Below are 17,286 nucleotides of genomic sequence, written 5' to 3'. Positions count from 1 at the left end.
CCCGGACACCCGTGTCCGGTCCCAGACTCCCGGGGCGCGCCACGCCCCACCGGGCGCGTCCCGGGGCAACCCCCACCCATCCGTTCGAATGGAGGTCCGATGCGACCCCGTTTCCTGTCCCGGGGCAGGCCGCGCCGGACGGCGCTCGCCGTCGCGTTCGCCGCGGTGCTCGCCCTCGCGGGCATCGGCGGCACCGCCCGCCAGGCCGTCGCCGCCGACGGACTGATCTCGCAGTCCAAGCCGGTCACCGCCTCGTCCATCGAGAGCCTGAACTTCCCGGCCGGAGCCGTCGTCGACGGCGACCCGACCAGCCGGTGGGCCTCGAACTGGAGCGACCCGCAGTGGATCCAGATCGACCTCGGCGGTCCGGCGACGGTCAGCAAGGTCGAACTCAGCTGGGAGGCGGCGTACGCCACCGCCTACCAGCTGCAGACCTCGTCCGACGCCGCCACCTGGTCGACGATCTACTCAACCACCACCTCGGCCGGCGGCGTGCAGTCGCTGAACGTCAACGGCACCGGCCGGTACGTCCGGCTCAACGCCACCCAGCGGGCCACCCAGTACGGCTACTCGCTGTACGAGTTCAAGGTGTACGGCACCGTCACCACCCCGCAGACCGGCTACGTCCTCGCGAACCCGCAGGTGACCGGGGTGACGCCGTCCACGGCCAACCCGCCGCACACCTACTTCCACGAGTTCCAGGCGAACTGCTCGCCGACGCACAACCTGCCGGACGACCCGATCGTCTTCCCCGGGCTGGCCGGCGCCTCGCACATGCACACCTTCATGGGCAACACCACCACCACGGCGACCTCCACCCCGGCCTCGCTGGCGGCGGGCGGCACCACCTGCCTCGCCCCCGGTGACAAGTCCGCCTACTGGATGCCGACCATGTACAACGGCGCCACGGAGGTCAACCCGGTCGGCCTGCAGACCATCTACTACAAGACGGGGGTGACCGACTACACCTCGGTGCGGCCGTTCCCGCCGGGTCTGCGGTTCGTCGTGGGCAGCCCGTCCGCGACCCAGACGGAGTTCGCCACCAACCCGGGCTACGTGGCCGGCTGGGAGTGCGGCAACAGCTACCACAACACCGACCTGCCGACCTCCTGCCCCGGCGGCGGCGCGGTCAACCTGCGCTACCAGGCCCCCAGTTGCTGGAACGGCCTGTACCTGGACACCCCCGACCACAAGAGCCACATGGCCTACCCGGTCAACGGTGTCTGCCCCTCCACCCACCCGGTGGCGCTCCCGATGATCGAGTTCAAGATGGCGTGGCCGGTGCCCTCCGGCGACCTCTCGCAGCTGCGGCTGGCGAGCGGCCGGGGGTACTCCTTCCACTACGACTTCTTCAACGCGTGGGACGCGCCCACCCTGGCGGCGCTGGTGAACCACTGCATCATCGGTGGCCTCCAGTGCAACGCCCGCGGCTACGACGAGACCCAGCCCGGGCGCGGTGCGGCGCTGAACGAGCAGTACCTGCTGCCCTGACGCCCGTCGGCCGACCGTCGCCCCCGTCCTCCCCGCTCCCCCGGGGAGGACGGGGGCGCACGGCGTGCGGCGGGCCCGGCCCGGGTCGGGCAACAGCGCTGGTGAAGGCCCGGGAACAACCGGATAGAGCGCTCTCCCACATGCTATAAAAGGCTCATGAGCGAAGCCCTCCGCCCGGCCGCCCAGCGCTCCGCGACCCTGGAGGACGTGGCCCGGGTCGCCGGCGTCTCCCGCGCGACCGTCTCCCGCGTGATCAACGGCATCCGCAACGTCGACCCGGCCATCCAGGAGAGCGTCCGCCGGGCCGTCGCCTCCACCGGGTACGTGCCCAACGGCGCCGCCCGCTCGCTGGTCACCCGCCGGGCCGGCGCCCTCGCCCTGGTCGTCTCCGGCAGCGGCACCGACGGGCGGGACGAGGAGGCCGGCCGGACGCAGGTCTTCACCGACCCCTTCTTCGGCCGGGTGGTCAGCGGCGTCTTCACCGGTCTGCGCCCGCACGGCGTCCACCCGGTGCTGATGCTCGCGGACGCCCCGGAGGCCCGCGAGCAGGCGCTCTCCTACCTCAAGCAGGGCAACGCCGACGGCGCCATGGTGGTCTCCACGCACGCCGACGACCCGATGCCCGGCCTGTTGCTGGCCGCCGGCGTGCCCACCGTGCTCTTCGGCCGCCCGGCCGCCCCCCTGCCGGTCAGCTGCGTCGACCTGGCCAACCGGGACGGCGCCCGGCTCGCCGCCGACCACCTGCACGCCCGCGGCCGCCGGCGGGTGGTGACCATCGCCGGGCCGCCCGCGGTGCGCGCCGCCCGCGACCGGCTGGAGGGCTTCCACGAGGCGATGGCCCGCCACGGCATGCCGTACCTGCCGCACGCCGAGGCGGACTTCACCCAGGCCGGCGGTGAGCGGGCGATGACCCGGCTGCTCGTCGAACACCCGGACCTCGACGGGGTGTTCGCCGCCAACGACCTGATGGCGCAGGGGGCCGTCGCGGTGCTGCGCGACCACGGCCTGCGGGTGCCGGAGGACGTCGCGGTGGTCGGCTTCGACGACAGCAGCGCGGCCACCGCCGGCCGGCCGCCGCTCACCACCGTCCGGCAGCCGGTGGAGGAGATGGCGGCCGAGATGGCCCGCATCCTGCTGGACGTGCTGGCCCGCCCCGGCCGCGGCGCCACCTCGGTGATCTTCGAGCCGGAGCTGGTCGTCCGCCGGTCCTCCTGATCCACTGTCAGGCTCATGCGGAATCAAGTCCTCCACATATGTGCGCGAGTTATGGGGATCGTGCGGATGGATGTGCGGATCGTGTCGTAGAGTTGGCGCGTACAGTTCGATGACCGGGGGGATTGTCGTGCGCCGTGCCGCGCCTGCTGCTGCGCTCGTGCTGGGCCTGGCCTGCCTGACGTCCTGCGGCAGCCACCCCGGTCCGGCCGCCGACCGTGCCACTGCCGCCACCACCGCCGCCGCGCCCGCAGGTTCGGGCTCCGCCGACCCCGCCGCGTCCGGCGCCCCGTCCGACCCGGCCGCCCCCTCCGGCTCCGCCGCGGCCGGCGGCACCATCACCGTCGCCTTCGCCGGCGACGTCCACTTCGAGGGCCGGACGGCGTCCCGCCTCGCCGGCGGCCCCGACACCGCACTCGGCCCGATCTCCCGCACGCTCGCCGCCGCCGACCTCGCGGTGCTCAACCTGGAGACGGCGATCACCGGCCGCGGCGCGCCCGAGCCGAAGACCTACACCTTCCGCACCAGTCCCAAGGCGCTGCAGACGCTCCGCGACGCGGGCGTGGACGTGGTCTCGCTGGCCAACAACCACGCCGTGGACTTCGGCGCCGCCGGCCTCGCCGACACGCTCGCCGCCAAGGCCTCCTCACCGATCCCGGTCGTCGGCTTCGGCCGCAACGCCGAGGAGGCGTACGCCCCGTACGTGACGATGGTCAAGGGCGTGAAGGTCGCGGTGCTCGCCGCCAGCCAGGTCCAGGACCTCACCAACCAGAAGTGGCGGGCCGGTTCGTCCAAGCCCGGGATCGCCTCCGCCCTCGACCCGGCCGCGCTCCTGCGGGCCGTCACCGAGGCCAGGCGCCAGGCCCCGGTCGTGCTGGTCTACCTGCACTGGGGCGAGGAGGGCCACACCTGTCCGACCGGCGCCCAGACCGACCTCGCCCGCAAGCTCTCCGCGGCGGGCGCCACCGCGGTGGTCGGCACCCACGCGCACACCATGCTGGGCTCCGGCATGCTCGGCGACACCTACGTGGCGTACGGCTTCGGCAACTTCCTCTGGTACGGCACCTCGAACTACACCGACTCCGACGAGACCGGTGTCACCACGCTGACCCTGAGCGGGGACGGCCGCACCGTCGGCGAGCGGTTCACCCCCGCGCACATCGACAAGCGCGGCGTCCCGGTGCCGCAGTCCGGTGCCGCCGCGACCGCCGCCCAGCACCGCCGCGACCGGCTGCGCACCTGCACCGGCCTCGCCCCGGCGCCCGCGGCCCGCGACTGAACCCGCGGCCCCCGCCCCGGCCGAGGCCGGACCCACGATCGGCCGCGCCCACGCACCGGCACGGCCGCGGACCCGCTGGGACACGGCGTGAGCAGCCCTGAACGCTCACGCCGCCCAGCGGCCCGCACCCCTCAGGACCGGCCTTCACGGGGGCCTGGGGTGCGGGTGCGGGAGGTTCCCCACCCGCTCCCGAGCCGACCCTCCGGGCGCTTCGGCATCAACTCCGGGGCCCGGCCGCGGTCAGCGGTCCTCCGCGCGGGGCCGGGGCGTAGGCCCGTTCGTGCCACCAGGAGGCGTCGACCTCGACCTCCTCCCACTCCGCGGTGCGGCGCAGGATGTGGGCGGTGATCCGTTCGGGCAGCCGGACGGCGTGCTCCCGCACGTAGTGCGCGAGGCCGGAGGGCCAGAGGTACTCGCCGTCGGTGAACTCGGCCGAGCCGTTGACCTCGCCGCAGATGCGGCATCTCGAGACGCCGAGGAACTGGCGGGCGACGTGGCCGTGTTCCAGGTAGTCGGCGACCTCGGAGCGCTCCCACATCTCCCACTCCGGGTCCACCAGGGCCGCGGGGTCGGGCAGGTCCGGGCTCTCGGGGGAGCACCAGTATCCGAACAGCGTCAGCCTCACGGCGCGCCCCTCCCTCCCGGGCGCCGGCCACGCTCCTGACGCCCGCTCACATTCGGCGATGTGATCCGAAGCCTGCGACAGGTGCCGGGTGCACGTCAACGGCTGGGCGTCAGGAGCCGCGCAGGCGCTCGATCTCCCGGCGGTCGCGCTTGGTCGGGCGGCCGGTGCCGCGGTCCCGCAGTGCCGTCGGCGCTGCGAACTCGCGCGGCGGCGGGGGAGGGGAGTGGTCGACGTAGCACTGCGCCGCGATCTCGGCGCCGACCCGCTTGCGGATCGGCCTGGAGACCACGACGACCCGCTCGCGGCCGTCGTACCGCAGCCGGACCTCGTCCCCCGGCTTCACGGTCTGCGCGGGCTTGGCCCGCTCCTCGTTCACCCGCACGTGCCCGGCCCGGCAGGCCGCCGAGGCCATCGAGCGCGTCTTCAGCAGCCGGACCGACCAGATCCAGCTGTCCACCCGTACCGGGCCCTCGTCCTCCGCCATGCCACGAGCCTAGACGCCGGCCCGCCCCGCACCGAAACGTCGGCGCCCCGGACGGTCCCTCCCGTCGCCCGCCGTTGCACAACGTGCCCGGTCAGGCACGGCGGGTTAGCCTGACGGGAGGACCGCCACACCGGCGGCCCAACCGCCGAAAGGACGCCCCGGTGTTCGTGCCCGACGAGAGAGAGCCACTGTCCGACAGCTGTGCCCGCCCCGCCGACCTGCGGCATCCGGTCGGCACCCGGGACGCGTTCCTGATCGGCGAGCCGTCGGACGGCGCCGGCCACCCGCACCACCGGGACGCACCCCGTCTGGTCGTCGAGTGGGACGGCCGCGCCTGGCAGCCCGTGGCGATCGCCGACAGCTGGGCCGCCGCCCACCAGATGATCGTCGGCGACGGCCGGCCCCCCGTCTTCCCGCAGGTCTCGGGCCGGCTGCCGGTGTTCCGGCCCGGTCCGACCGGCCGCCGTGCGGACTGAGCCGCCCGGCCGCTACGCACAACGGGTGGTCGTCGGGGCGCGCAACGGCCCCGCCGTACGTGCCCGTACCGCACGGAGGTGAGCATGTCCGCTATGAGCCCTGACCGCGCACCGGGCCCGGCCCGGACCCCGTACGAGATCGCCAATGCCGTGGGCGAGGAGGTCCGCGTCCTCAACCACCGGACGGCCCCGGGGGTCGGCGCCTTCCCCGACCCGACCAGCGTGCACGACGTGGTGACGGCGCTGCACGCGATCCTGTTCCACCTGCCGCAGGCGCTGGCGCAGGCCGCCGGCGAGCTCGCCGCGATCCCGGCGGGACAGATCAAGGTGGCGCTGCCGGACGGCGAGGGGGACACCCCGGCAGCCCGGCAGGCCCGGGTCTCCGAGGAGCTGGAGCGGGCCGCCGAGACGCTGGAGATCGCCCGGGCGCACGTGGCGGCCGCCTCGGCCTTCACCAGCGGCCTGGACCGCACCGTCCTGATCGTGGACGACGACCCGCTGGACGACCTGGTCGCCGCCTTCCACGACTGATCCCGCCCGTCCGGGACGGGGCGGCGACGCTCAGTCCTCCGGCAGCGCCGCCACGTACACCCAGGCGCCGTCCAGCCGGACGAAGGTGCTGTGCTCCTCCATGGCCCCCGGCTCGCCGCCGTCCGTGAAGTGCGCCCGGAACCGTACCGTCCCGGTGGTGTGGAACGGCCCGCCCTCGGTCGTCGCCAGCACCTCCAGCCCCGTCCACTGCAGCCCCGGGTCGAAGCCGATCCGGGGCGGCCTGGTGTCCGGGTGCCAGCTGCGCAGCAGGTAGGGCCCGTCCTGGACGGCGAAGGCGCTGTAGCGCGAGCGCATCAGCTGCTCCGCGGTGCCCGCCGCCGCCTCGCCGCGGTGCAGCCGCCCGCAGCAGCCGCCGTAGGGCCCGCCCAGGCCGCACGGGCAGGGGTCGGCGGGGGAGAATCGGGGGTGGCGGCGGCGCTTCGACATGCGTCCCATTCTGCCGGGCGCGCCGCCCGCCCCCGGAACTCGGGGCCGGGTGCTGCAACTGCCCGGCCGCTGCCCACGTCTCTTCGGGTGAGGGATCCAGGCGCGGCCCGAGGAGGCGCATCATGCGACGGTGGATCACGATCCCGATGGCACTCGTTCTCGCCGGCACCGGTGCCGTGGTGGTACCGGCCGCGGCATCCGCGACAACACCCACGGCGACGGTGACGACCTGCCCGACCGGCTGGGGCAGCCTGCCGAAGGCCGCGAACCCCGCCACCGGGCAGCACCCGCTGACCAACATCCGCACCGGCCAGCACCCGTGCTGGGACCGCATGGTGCTCGACATCCCCGGCACGACGCCGGCCGGCCACGTCGGCTACCGCGTCCAGTACGTGCCGTCGCTGATCCAGGACGGCTCGGGCCGGACGATCCCGGTGAACGGCGGCGCGATCCTGGAGATCGTGGTCGTGGCGCCGTCCTACGACCCGTCGACCGGTGCGCCGGTGTACCCGGCGAAGGCCGGCCAGTCACTGCCCGGCGTCAACCTCACCGGCTACCGCACCTTCAAGGACGCCAAGTTCGGCGGCAGCTTCGAGGGCCAGAGCCAGGTCGGCCTGGGCGTGCGGGCCCGACTGCCCTTCCGGGTCTTCCAGTTGGACAACCGGCTGGTGATCGACGTGGCGCACAGCTGGAACGCCACCTCCTGAGCCGTACGGGCACGGCACGGATGAACACGGGGCTCCCCGGCCGGGTGCGGACCCGGCCGGGGAGCGTTCGCGCGGTTACGGGAAGGCGACCAGGTTCGCCACGTTCGACGAGGAGTTGGACGGGCCCCCGGTCGAGTCGATCACGTGGTTGATGGTGCCGGTGCCGCCCAGCGACACGGTCACCATGTCGTGGAAGCGCACCCCGGAGCGGTTCGGCACCTCGAAGGCGTGCTCGGCCACCACGGACGGGTTGGCGCTGAAGTAGCAGTAGCTGCCCAGCCCCCACGCCTCGTGGCTGGTCACCGAGTCGGCGACCTTGTACGCCGCGTAGCCGCGGGTCGAGCCGTTCGTCCAGGCGGCCTGGTTCGGCGGGTCGTACGGCATCTCGTTCTGGAAGAAGTACGTCCGGCCGCCGTTGCCGTTCCAGACCACCTGGGTCTGCTGGTAGTGCTCGACGAACAGGCCGTACATGGTGACGTTGTTGCCGTTGACGGTCAGGCCGTTGGCGGCGGTGTTGCTCGTCCAGCCGACGCCGCTGCCGTGGTCCGCGCGCCAGATCCACATGTGGTCGCCGATCACGTTGTTGCTGTTCACCACCAGCGACTGGGTGGCCCGGCCGACGCCCGCGCCGCCGACCCGGAAGAACACGTCGTGCAGCGAGGTCGGGTCCGCCGAGTGGTCGGCGGCGGATCCGGCCGGGCCGACCTGCATCAGCATCGCGGAGTTGGTGGTGCCGGCGTCGATCAGCAGACCGGCCACCTTCACCCCGTCCACGTCGGCGACGGTCATCGCGGTGACCCCGTTGTCCGGGACGAGGGTGGCCAGGCCCAGGCCCAGCACCACGGTGTCCGCCCGGGTCACGTTGATCGCCCGGTCGAGGTGGTACACGCCCGGCGTGAACAGCAGGTTCTTGCCCTGGCCGAGCGCCGCGTTGATGTCGGTGGCGGTGGCGCCCGGCTTGACGACGAAGAACTGGTCGATCGGCAGCGAGCCGCCCTGCTGCGCCCCGCCGGCCCAGGTGGTGCCGCTGCTGTTGCTGCGCAGCGCCGGGACGAACACCTTGTAGGTGCCGGCCGGGTCCACGTACAGGAAGGGCTTCTCGCGGACCACCGGGGTCTGGCCGACGGTGGTGTACGGCGGGTTGGGGAAGGAGTTCGCCGGGGCGTTGACGTCGCCGACGAAGACCATGTTCCAGTTGGAGCCCGTCCAGCTGCCCCACTGGGCGTTCCGGGAGAGCCACTGCTGCTGGGAGCCGGAGCGCACCTGGCCGTCGATCTTCGAGTCGGCGATGAAGCCGCCGCTCGACCAGCCGCCGTCGTCCAGCTGCAGGTTGCCGCGGACGTGCATCCGCCGGTACGGCGCGGCCTGCGAGACGGCCCAGCGGTCGGTGCCGCCGGTCGGGTTGACCGACAGGTTCTCGGCGGAGCGCCAGAAGTTCTGGGTGGCGTTGCCCTGGAACCAGTCCGCCTCGGCGTGCACGGCGCCGTTGATCGTGACGTCGTCGGGGGAGAGGCCGAGCCCGGCGACCTGGGTGTAGAAGCCGACGTTGGCGTCCACGCTGTAGCTGCCGGGCTTGAACAGCAGGGCCTGGCGCTGGGCGCCGAACTGGTTGGACTCCTGCTGCGAGAAGACCGAGTTCAGCTTGGCCTGGATCGTCGAGGCGGGCATCGACGGGTCGAAGACCGCCACGTTGGGCCCGAAGTCCGGAGTGCCGGGCGGGTTCTGGCTGCCGCTGCCGAAGGAGAAGGACTGCGCGGCGGTGCCGTTGCAGGTCCACTGCTGGAGCTGGACGGCGTCCGCGGTGGAGGCGCTCGGCACGTCCAGGCACTTGCCGCTGTTGCGGTTGACGAAGTGGTAGGCGCCGCCGGCCTCGGCGACCGCCTGCCACTGCTGGTTGGGGCCGCCGCCGTACGCCCAGAGCTGGATCCTCGCACCGTCCGCGGTGGAGACGTCGGTGACGTCGAGGACCTTGCTGGTGTCGTTCTGGGCGTTGATCCGGACGTAGCCGCCACCGGCGTCCTGGAACTGCCACTGCTGGGCGCCGGTGCCGTTGCAGGCGTACTGCTGCACGGCGGTGCCGTTGGCGGTCGCGGCGGCCGCGGCGTCCACGCACTTGCCGCTGTGCTGAGCGACGAGGGCGGTGGCGCCGGTGGGCAGGCCGGCGGCCTGCGCGGCCTGGCCCTGGACGAGCATCACCGCGGTGGACGCCGAGGCGATCAGGCCGACGGCGGTGACCAGCGGCAGGGCCCGGCGCCGGGCGTGCGCCCGCCGGTGCACGGGTGGGAGTGGCATGGGGTTCGCTCCTGTTCGGTCGGGTCGCGGCATCAGGCGGGCAGGGTCCACTGCTGGTTGGCGCCGGCGAAGCAGTCCCAGATCTGCAGCCGGGTGCCGTTGGCGGAGCTGGGCCCGGTGGCGTCCAGGCAGCGGCCGGAGGCGGGGTTCACCAGGGTCTTGTCGGCGCGGGCCTGCCACTGCTGGGCGCCGGTGCCGTTGCAGTCGTAGAGCTGCACCTGGGAGCCGTTCGCGGTGCCGGCGGCGGTCACGTCCATGCACTTGCCGAGCGCGCGGACGGTGCCGTCGGTGCCGACCGTCCAGGTCTGCGCGGCCGTGCCGTTGCAGTCGTACAGCTGGACCGCGGTGCCGTTGGCGCTGTTCGCCGCGGCCACGTCCACGCACTTGCCGCCGTAGCCGGTGATCCGGCCGGTGCGGCCGGTGGGCGGCGGGGTGGTGCCGCCGGTCAGCGCGTCGAAGGTCCTGGTGAACTGGTACGCGGACTGCGGGGTGCCGCTGCACGAGTCGGAGAGCGTGCCGTTGGCGGCGCAGGCCTTGTCGCGGCCGATCGCCCAGAAGGCGAGCTGCTGGATGCCGTGCGAGGCGGCGAAGGACTCCAGGGTCGAGGCGTTGCCGGTGGTGAAGACCTCGGCGGTGGTGTCGTTGACCCCGATCATCGGGGTGTTGCCCTCCATCGCCCACAGCTGGTCGGAGGTCTTGCCCGTCCAGATCTGGCCGAGCTGGGTGTGCAGGCCGTTCGCGGCGTTGATCGCGGCCTGCCCCATGTCCATGGCCGGGCCGTAGTCCATGGTCATGATGTTGACCATGTTGACGTCCAGGCCGCGGCTCTTGGCGTTGTTCAGCAGGCTGAGCGAGTTGGACTCCAGGCCGGACGGGCTGACCGGCAGCGTGTAGTTGACGGCGAGCCGCTTGCCGGCAGCCGCGTACTGCTGCTGGAGGGCTGCCAGTGCCTGGTTGCGGCGGTCGTTGGCGGCGGTGTCGTTCAGTGCGGAGCCCTCGATGTCGAGGTCGATCCGGGTCAGGTTCAGGGTGTCGACGACCCGCTTGTACTGGGCCTGCAGCGCGGAGACGCTGGTGCAGGCCTGGCCCAGCTCGGTGCCGGCCGCGCCGCCGAAGGAGGCGATCACGTCGCCGCCGGCCGAGCGGAGGCCGTTGATCGCGCTCTGCCAGGAGGCGTCGGCTATATCGGTGTTGCCGTTGAAGGTGGCGGTGCAGCTCCCGTTGCTGATCACGAAGGCGAGCGTGAAGTACTTGAGGCCGGTGGCGTTGCGCACATCGGTCATCACCGAGGGCGAGTTCCAGGTCTCCAGGTAGGGGGCGGCGAAGTGGGCCGGGAAGCCCGGGCCGGGGTTGGCCGCGGCGGCGGCCGGCGAACCGCCGGCGATCAGCAGGGCGGCGGCCGTCGCGGGCAGCGCGACCGCGGTCGCCACGGTACGGGCAAGGGTGCGGATCAAGGCTGTCTCCTCCTGCCCGGGCACGGTGCACCGGGCGTGGTGGGGGGTGAGGATCAGGGACCTTTGCGTTCACGAAGTGAACATGGTGCAGCCGTCGGCGACCCGTGCGGCAGGATCGACCGGCCGCCGGGCCGCAGGCTGCGGTGGTGCACACGGATCTCCTTGCGATCCGTCAAAGTCCTTCCACAGCATCCGCCTGGCGACATGTCACCAGTTCGTCCCGGGTGCGGCGGACGGCACAGGGGTCCCGACGAATTGGTCTGGACCCTTTTTCAGAACGTGAAGTTAGGCCCGTTGAACCAGCCGCGTCAACCCCCGTGCGTACAGGACCCGAAGGCAGAACCTCCGGTCACCCTCCGTGTCCCGGGGCGCCGACACCCGGGGACCGGTGGAGTATGAGGGAGGGAGGAGACCACCGGACGGGGTGAGACGAGATGGAAGACCGCCGCTTCCCTTTCCTCGACGGCGTCGCCGGAGCGCTCGTCGACGGCAGCGGCACGATCGTCGGCTGCACCAGCGCCGCCGAGGATCTCCTCGCCCTGCCCGCCCGCGCCCTGGTCGGCCGCGCCCTGCGCGACCTGCTCGCCGACCCGGACGCCTGGCGCGGCCCCGAGGAGTCCGGCCCCGGCGGCTGGGACGGCCGGGTCACCGTCCGCACCGGCGACGGCCGCCCGCTCAACCTGTACGTCCGCGTCCTCACCCTGCACGGCGACAACCCCAACGACCCCACCGCCACCCGGCAGGTCGTCCTCGGCGCCAAGTCCTCCACCGTCGCCCGATGGCGCCAGGACCAGGCCTTCACCCGCGAACTCTTCCTCCAGGACCGCTTCGGCCTCGCCGTCTTCGACACCGACCTGCAGATCGTCCGCACCAACACCCACCTGCTGCCCTACTCCGGCGTGCCGCCGACCCTCAGCGGCCTCAAGCTCTCCGACTTCCTGCAGCCCGCGGACGCCCTCGTCCTGGAGGCGCACCTGCGCGAGGTCCTGGAGACCGGCCGCCCGCTGGTCCAGGCCGAGGGGCTCGCCCGCACCGTCGTCGACCCGCGCAGCGGCCGGATGATGGCCATCTCCGCCTTCCGGCTGCAGGACTCCGACGGCGTCGTCATCGGCCTCACCGTGCTCTTCACCGACATCACCGAACAGCACCGCTCCCGGCAGCGCCTCGCCCTGCTGCACCGGGTGACCGCCGCAGCCGGCGGCTCGCTCTCCGTGACCGGCACCGCCGAGGGCCTCGCCAGGGCGATCGTCCCCGACTTCGCCGACGTCGCCGTGGTCGACATCGCCGCCGCCGTCTTCACCGGCGACGAACCCGTCCCCGACCCCACCGGACGCCTGGTGCTGCGCCGCACCGCCGTCGCCGGGCCGTCCGAGTCCGCGCCCGCCACCGGCGACACCGTGCACGTGAAGGCCGACGGCACCGCGGACCGCACGACCGCCGCCGAACCCGCCCACGGCTGGGAGATCACCGCCCCGCTGGCCGCCCGCGGCATCCTGCTCGGCCAGGTCGCCGTCCGCCGCGACCGCTGGAAGGACCGCTACGAGGACGGCGACCGGCTGCTGCTCGCCGAGATCGCCGCCCGCGCCGCCCTGGCCGTCGACAACGCCCGCCGCTACACCCGCGAGCACCGCGCCGCGGTCGGGCTCCAGCGCAGCCTGCTGCCGCCCGCCGTCCGCACCGTCGCCGCCGTCTCCACCGCCAGCGTCTACCTGCCCACCGACAGCGCCGGCGGCGTCGGCGGCGACTGGTTCGACGTCATCCCGCTCTCCTCCGCCCGGGTCGCGCTGGTCGTCGGCGACGTCGCCGGGCACGGACTGCAGGCCACCGCCACCATGGGCCGGCTGCGCACCGCCGTCCGCACCCTCGCCGACCTCGACCTCGAACCCGACGAACTGCTCGTCCACCTCGACGACCTGGTCTCCCAGCTGCTCTTCGAGGGCGACTTCACCGGCGAGGCCGAGGAGGGCGACACCGCCGAACCGGTGGACACCGCCCCCGCCGGGCGACGGCACCGCCCCGACCCCGGCTCCGTCGGCGCGACCTGCCTGTACGCCGTCTACGACCCGGTCACCCGGGCCTGCACCATCGCCAGCGCCGGCCACCCGCCGCCCGCCGTCGCCGGCCCCGACGGCACCGTCCACTTCCTGCCCGTCACCCCCGGCCCGCCGCTCGGCGTCGGGGGACTGCCCTTCGAAGCCACCGAGGCCGTCCTCGACGAGGGCAGCGTCCTCGCCCTCTACACCGACGGCCTGATCGAACGCGGCGAGGGCGACATCGACGAGGGCATGGCCGAGATCCAGCGGCGACTGGCCGCCGTCGCCCGGCAGGACCGCCCGCTGCGCGAGGCCGCCCTGCAACTCGTCGCCGGACTGCCGCCCACCCGGCTGCGCGACGACGTCACCCTGCTGCTCGCCCGCACCCGCGCCGTCCCCGCCGAATCCACCGCCACCTGGACGGTCGACCCCGACCCCGCCGCGGTCGCCAAGGTCCGCGCCGACGCCACCGCCCGGCTCGCCGACTGGGGCCTGGACGACCTCGCCTTCACCACCGAACTCGTCCTCAGCGAACTGGTCACCAACGCCATCCGCTACGCCGGCGGGCCGGTCGGCGTCCGTCTGATCCACGCCGACACCCTGACCTGCGAGGTCTCCGACGGCAGCAGCACCCAGCCCCGGATGCGCCGCGCCCGCCTCACCGACGAGGGCGGCCGCGGCCTCTACCTCGTCGCCCAGCTCACCGACCGCTGGGGCAGCCGCTACACCGCCGCCGGCAAGACCATCTGGACCGAACAGGAACTCCCGACCGACCCCTGACGGACTCCCTCAGGAGGAGCAACCACCAGGGGCGCTGGGACTTGCCCGATGGGGCAAGCACCCCCATCAGGTGTCCCTCACTTGAGACTGCTCCGCAGGAACTCCCTGTTCAGCGCCGAGATCGCCGACAGCGGGATCCCCTTCGGGCAGGCCGTCGCGCACTCGCCGGTGTTGGTGCAGCCGCCGAATTCCTCGGCGTCCATCGCGCCGACCATCCCCCGCACCCGGCTCGACCGCTCCGGCGCACCCTGCGGCAGCAGGTTCAGGTGCACCACCTTCGCCGCCGTGAACAGCATCGCCGACCCGTTCGGACACGCCGCCACGCAGGCCCCGCAGCCGATGCAGGCGGCGTGCTCGAAGGCCGCGTCCGCCGCCTCCTTGGGGACGGGCGTGGCGTGCGCCTCCGGTGCGCTGCCGGTCGGTGCGGTGATGTACCCGCCGGCGCCGATCACCCGGTCGAGTGCGGAGCGGTCCACCACCAGGTCCTTGACCACCGGGAAGGCCGCGGCCCGCCACGGCTCGACGTCGACGGTGGCGCCGTCCTCGAAGTGCCGCATGTGCAGCTGGCAGGTGGTGGTCGGCTGCGGCCCGTGCGCCTGCCCGTCGATGACCATGCCGCAGGCGCCGCAGATGCCCTCGCGGCAGTCGTGGTCGAAGGCCACCGGCTCCTCGCCGCGCAGCACCAGGGTCTCGTTGAGGGTGTCGAGCATCTCGAGGAAGGACATGTCGGGGCTGATGTCGCCGACCTGGTAGGTGCTGAACCCGCCGGGGTCGTCGGGGCCGGCCTGCCGCCAGATCCGCAGGGTGAGGTTCATGCGTAGCTCCGCTGGGTGGGGTGGACGTGCTCGAAGGAGAGGTGCTCGCGGTGGAGCACGGGCGCGCGGCCGGTGCCGGTGAACTCCCAGGCGGCGGCGTACGAGAAGGCCTCGTCGTCGCGGAGCGCCTCGCCCTGTTCGGTGCGGCTCTCCTCGCGGAAGTGCCCGCCGCAGGACTCGGTGCGGTGCAGCGCGTCCAGGCACATGAGTTCGGCGAGCTCCAGGTGGTCGGCGACCCGGTTCGCCTTCTCCAGCTGCTGGTTGAGGCTCTCCCCGGTGCCGGGGACGGTGACCCGCCGCCAGAACTCCTCGCGCAGTTCGGGGATCCGGGCGAGTGCCCGGCGCAGTCCGGCGTCGTTGCGGGCCATTCCGCACTCGTCCCACATGATCCGGCCGAGTTCGCGGTGGAAGGACTCGGGGGTGCGGTCGCCGCGGACGGCCAGCAGCCGGTCCAGCCGCTGTACCACCTCCTGCCGGACGCCCTCGACCTGCGGGTCGCCCGGGTCGACCGGCTCCGAACCCTGCCGTGCCAGGTAGTCGTTGAGGGCGGGCGGCAGCACGAAGTAGCCGTCGGCGAGTCCCTGCATGAGGGCGCTCGCACCGAGCCGGTTGGCGCCGTGGTCCGAGAAGTTGGCCTCGCCGATCGCGAACAGCCCGGGGACGGTGGTCTGCAGGTCGTAGTCCACCCACAGGCCGCCCATGGTGTAGTGCACCGCCGGGTAGATCCGCATCGGCACCCGGTACGGGTCCTCCGCGGTGATCCGCTCGTACATCTCGAAGAGGTTGCCGTAGCGCGCGGAGACGGTGTCCCGGCCCAGCCTGGCGATCGCGTCGGCGAAGTCGAGGTACACGCCCTGCCCGCCGGGGCCGACGCCGCGGCCCTCGTCGCAGACCGCCTTGGCGGCGCGGGAGGCGATGTCGCGCGGCACCAGGTTGCCGAAGGCCGGGTACATCCGCTCCAGGTAGTAGTCCCGCTCGGCCTCGGGGATCTCCGCCGGCGGGCGGGTGTCCCCGGCCGCCTTCGGCACCCAGATCCGGCCGTCGTTGCGCAGCGACTCGCTCATCAGGGTGAGCTTCGACTGGTGGTCGCCGGAGCGCGGGATGCAGGTCGGGTGGATCTGCGTGAAGCACGGGTTGCCGAACCACGCGCCGCGCCGGTGCGCCCGCCAGACGGCGGTGGCGTTGGAGTTCTTGGCGTTGGTCGACAGGTGGAAGACGTTGCCGTACCCGCCGGTCGCCAGCACCACCGCGTCCGCCAGGTGGGTGGACACCTCCCCGGTCACCAGGTCCCGGGCGACGATGCCGCGGGCCCGGCCGTCGACGACGACCAGGTCGAGCATCTCGGTGCGCGGGTGCATCTCCACCCCGCCGGCCGCGATCTGGCGCGACAGCGCCTGGTAGGCACCGAGCAGCAGTTGCTGGCCGGTCTGCCCGCGGGCGTAGAAGGTGCGCTGCACCTGGACGCCGCCGAACGAGCGGGTGTCCAGCAGCCCGCCGTACTCCCGGGCGAACGGCACGCCCTGTGCCACGCACTGGTCGATGATCTCCACCGAGATCTGCGCCAGCCGGTGCACGTTGGACTCCCGCGCCCGGAAGTCGCCGCCCTTGACGGTGTCGTAGAACAGCCGCCGCACGCTGTCGCCGTCGTTGCGGTAGTTCTTCGCCGCGTTGATGCCGCCCTGCGCGGCGATCGAGTGCGCCCTGCGCGGTGAGTCCTGGAAGCAGAACTGCACCACCCGGTAGCCCTGCTCGGCGAGGGTCGCACCGGCCGCGCCGCCGGCGAGACCGGTGCCGACCACGATCACGGTGTGCCGGCGGCGGTTCGCCGGGTTCACCAGCTTCGCCTCGAACCGTCGCTGGTCCCAGCGCTGTTCGATCGGCCCGGCGGGTGCCTTGGTGTCGGCGACCGGCGCGCCGAGGGCGTAGTCGAGGTACGGGGTCACTTCACCGCTCCGATCATCACGGCCACCGGCACGGCGAGGAAGCCGGCCGTCAGCACCAGCGCCAGCACGTTCGCGGTCGCCTTCAACACCCGGTCCCGGCGTGCGTTGTTGACGCCCAGGGTCTGCGCGGCGCTCCAGAAGCCGTGCCGCACGTGCAGCCCGACCGCGAGCATCGCGACGACGTAGATCCCGCCGCCGTACCAGGTCGAGAAGGACGCGACCACGTTCTGGTACGGGTGGCCCTCCTCCGCCCGCGGGTTCACGGTCAGCGTGGTCAGGTCGAGGATGTGCCAGACGATGAACAGCGCCAGGATCACCCCGCCCCAGCGCATCGTCCGCGTCGCGTAGCTGGACCGGGCCCGCCGCCGCGCGTACTTCTGCGGGCGCGCCGCGAGGTCGCGCCGGCTCAACTGGTACGCGGCGACGCCGTGCGCCACCACGGAGACCAGCAGCACCACCCGGGCGATCCACAGGAACCAGGCGTGTCCGAGGAAGGGCTGCCCGATCGTGCGCAGCCACGCGGCGTAGCCGTTGAGGTCGTCCGGCCCGAAGAAGATCTTCAGATTGCCGAGCATGTGCGCCACCAGGTACAGCAGCATCACCGCGCCGGAGGCGGCCATCACCGCCTTCTTGCCGATCGTCGAACCCCACAGCACCGCCAGGGCGTGCCGCGGCCGACGCGTTCCAGTCGCCAGAGCCATGCGCTCCACGCTAGGA

At 73.1% G+C, this 17,286-nt stretch carries 15 protein-coding genes; 7 read left to right on the top strand and 8 right to left on the bottom strand.

Annotation, left to right across the window (positions count from 1 at the left end):
* The first annotated feature begins 99 nt into the window (after positions 1-99).
* The 3 genes from ABD353_RS40430 to ABD353_RS15045 all read left to right on the top strand — a co-directional run bounded on the left by ABD353_RS40430 (position 100) and on the right by ABD353_RS15045 (position 3,982).
* The gene (locus tag ABD353_RS40430; RefSeq protein WP_425555159.1) at positions 100-1,491 is read left to right on the top strand and encodes a DUF1996 domain-containing protein; all 1,392 of its coding nucleotides are present in this window, start codon (positions 100-102) and stop codon (positions 1,489-1,491) included.
* Between the two features lie 156 nt (positions 1,492-1,647).
* Positions 1,648-2,706, top strand: a complete 1,059-nt coding sequence (locus ABD353_RS15050; RefSeq protein ID WP_344624084.1) for a LacI family DNA-binding transcriptional regulator — start codon at positions 1,648-1,650, stop codon at positions 2,704-2,706.
* A gap of 127 nt (positions 2,707-2,833) precedes the next feature.
* Entirely contained in the window at positions 2,834-3,982 is a 1,149-nt protein-coding gene (locus ABD353_RS15045) for a CapA family protein (protein WP_344624083.1), read from the top strand.
* A 217-nt stretch (positions 3,983-4,199) separates the two neighbouring features.
* On the opposite strand, the gene ABD353_RS15040 is transcribed toward ABD353_RS15045, so the two are convergent.
* Both ABD353_RS15040 and ABD353_RS15035 read right to left on the bottom strand, forming a co-directional pair.
* Positions 4,200-4,607, bottom strand: coding sequence for a hypothetical protein (locus ABD353_RS15040; protein ID WP_344624082.1), 408 nt, complete (start codon positions 4,605-4,607; stop codon positions 4,200-4,202).
* A 109-nt stretch (positions 4,608-4,716) separates the two neighbouring features.
* On the bottom strand, positions 4,717-5,091 hold the full coding sequence (locus ABD353_RS15035) for an RNA-binding S4 domain-containing protein (protein ID WP_344624081.1): 375 nt from the start codon (positions 5,089-5,091) through the stop codon (positions 4,717-4,719).
* A 167-nt stretch (positions 5,092-5,258) separates the two neighbouring features.
* On the opposite strand from ABD353_RS15035, the gene ABD353_RS15030 reads away from it, so the two are divergent.
* Together ABD353_RS15030 and ABD353_RS15025 are read left to right on the top strand one after the other, a co-directional pair.
* Entirely contained in the window at positions 5,259-5,567 is a 309-nt protein-coding gene (locus ABD353_RS15030) for a DUF6087 family protein (RefSeq protein ID WP_344624080.1), read from the top strand.
* 93 nt (positions 5,568-5,660) lie between these two features.
* The gene (locus ABD353_RS15025; protein WP_344624079.1) at positions 5,661-6,098 is read left to right on the top strand and encodes a hypothetical protein; all 438 of its coding nucleotides are present in this window, start codon (positions 5,661-5,663) and stop codon (positions 6,096-6,098) included.
* Positions 6,099-6,128: 30 nt separating this feature from the next.
* On the opposite strand, the gene ABD353_RS15020 is transcribed toward ABD353_RS15025, so the two are convergent.
* Complete coding sequence (locus tag ABD353_RS15020; protein ID WP_344624078.1) at positions 6,129-6,554, bottom strand: YchJ family protein; 426 nt, start codon at positions 6,552-6,554, stop codon at positions 6,129-6,131.
* 113 nt (positions 6,555-6,667) lie between these two features.
* On the opposite strand from ABD353_RS15020, the gene ABD353_RS15015 reads away from it, so the two are divergent.
* Positions 6,668-7,252 carry an AMIN-like domain-containing (lipo)protein gene (locus ABD353_RS15015; protein WP_344624077.1) on the top strand — a complete coding sequence of 195 codons (585 nt, stop codon included), beginning with the start codon at positions 6,668-6,670 and terminating at the stop codon, positions 7,250-7,252.
* A 75-nt stretch (positions 7,253-7,327) separates the two neighbouring features.
* On the opposite strand, the gene ABD353_RS15010 is transcribed toward ABD353_RS15015, so the two are convergent.
* Together ABD353_RS15010 and ABD353_RS15005 are read right to left on the bottom strand one after the other, a co-directional pair.
* A complete protein-coding gene (locus ABD353_RS15010; RefSeq protein WP_425555158.1) occupies positions 7,328-9,544 on the bottom strand; it encodes an RICIN domain-containing protein in 2,217 nt (738 codons plus the stop codon).
* Between the two features lie 32 nt (positions 9,545-9,576).
* Entirely contained in the window at positions 9,577-10,998 is a 1,422-nt protein-coding gene (locus tag ABD353_RS15005; protein ID WP_344624076.1) for a ricin-type beta-trefoil lectin domain protein, read from the bottom strand.
* A gap of 434 nt (positions 10,999-11,432) precedes the next feature.
* Here ABD353_RS15005 and ABD353_RS15000 point away from each other — a divergent pair, with 434 nt between their 5' ends.
* Positions 11,433-13,811: an ATP-binding SpoIIE family protein phosphatase gene (locus ABD353_RS15000; protein WP_344624075.1), complete on the top strand. Its 2,379-nt coding sequence runs from the start codon at positions 11,433-11,435 to the stop codon at positions 13,809-13,811.
* A gap of 77 nt (positions 13,812-13,888) precedes the next feature.
* On the opposite strand, the gene ABD353_RS14995 is transcribed toward ABD353_RS15000, so the two are convergent.
* Genes ABD353_RS14995 through ABD353_RS14985 form a run of 3 tightly spaced genes read right to left on the bottom strand, consistent with a single transcriptional unit; the run spans position 13,889 to position 17,270 of the window.
* Entirely contained in the window at positions 13,889-14,626 is a 738-nt protein-coding gene (locus ABD353_RS14995; RefSeq protein ID WP_344624074.1) for a succinate dehydrogenase/fumarate reductase iron-sulfur subunit, read from the bottom strand.
* Positions 14,623-16,569: a fumarate reductase/succinate dehydrogenase flavoprotein subunit gene (locus ABD353_RS14990; protein WP_344624073.1), complete on the bottom strand. Its 1,947-nt coding sequence runs from the start codon at positions 16,567-16,569 to the stop codon at positions 14,623-14,625. Before ABD353_RS14990 ends, ABD353_RS14995 begins: the two co-directional genes overlap by 4 nt.
* The gene (locus ABD353_RS14985; protein ID WP_344624072.1) at positions 16,566-17,270 is read right to left on the bottom strand and encodes a succinate dehydrogenase cytochrome b subunit; all 705 of its coding nucleotides are present in this window, start codon (positions 17,268-17,270) and stop codon (positions 16,566-16,568) included. The genes ABD353_RS14990 and ABD353_RS14985 overlap by 4 nt, the downstream gene beginning before the upstream one ends.
* Between the last annotated feature and the right edge of the window lie 16 nt (positions 17,271-17,286).

Source organism: Kitasatospora arboriphila, from assembly GCF_039528095.1.
Classification (GTDB): Bacteria; Actinomycetota; Actinomycetes; order Streptomycetales; family Streptomycetaceae; genus Kitasatospora; species Kitasatospora arboriphila.
This window is presented reverse-complemented; position numbering and strand designations above follow the sequence as displayed.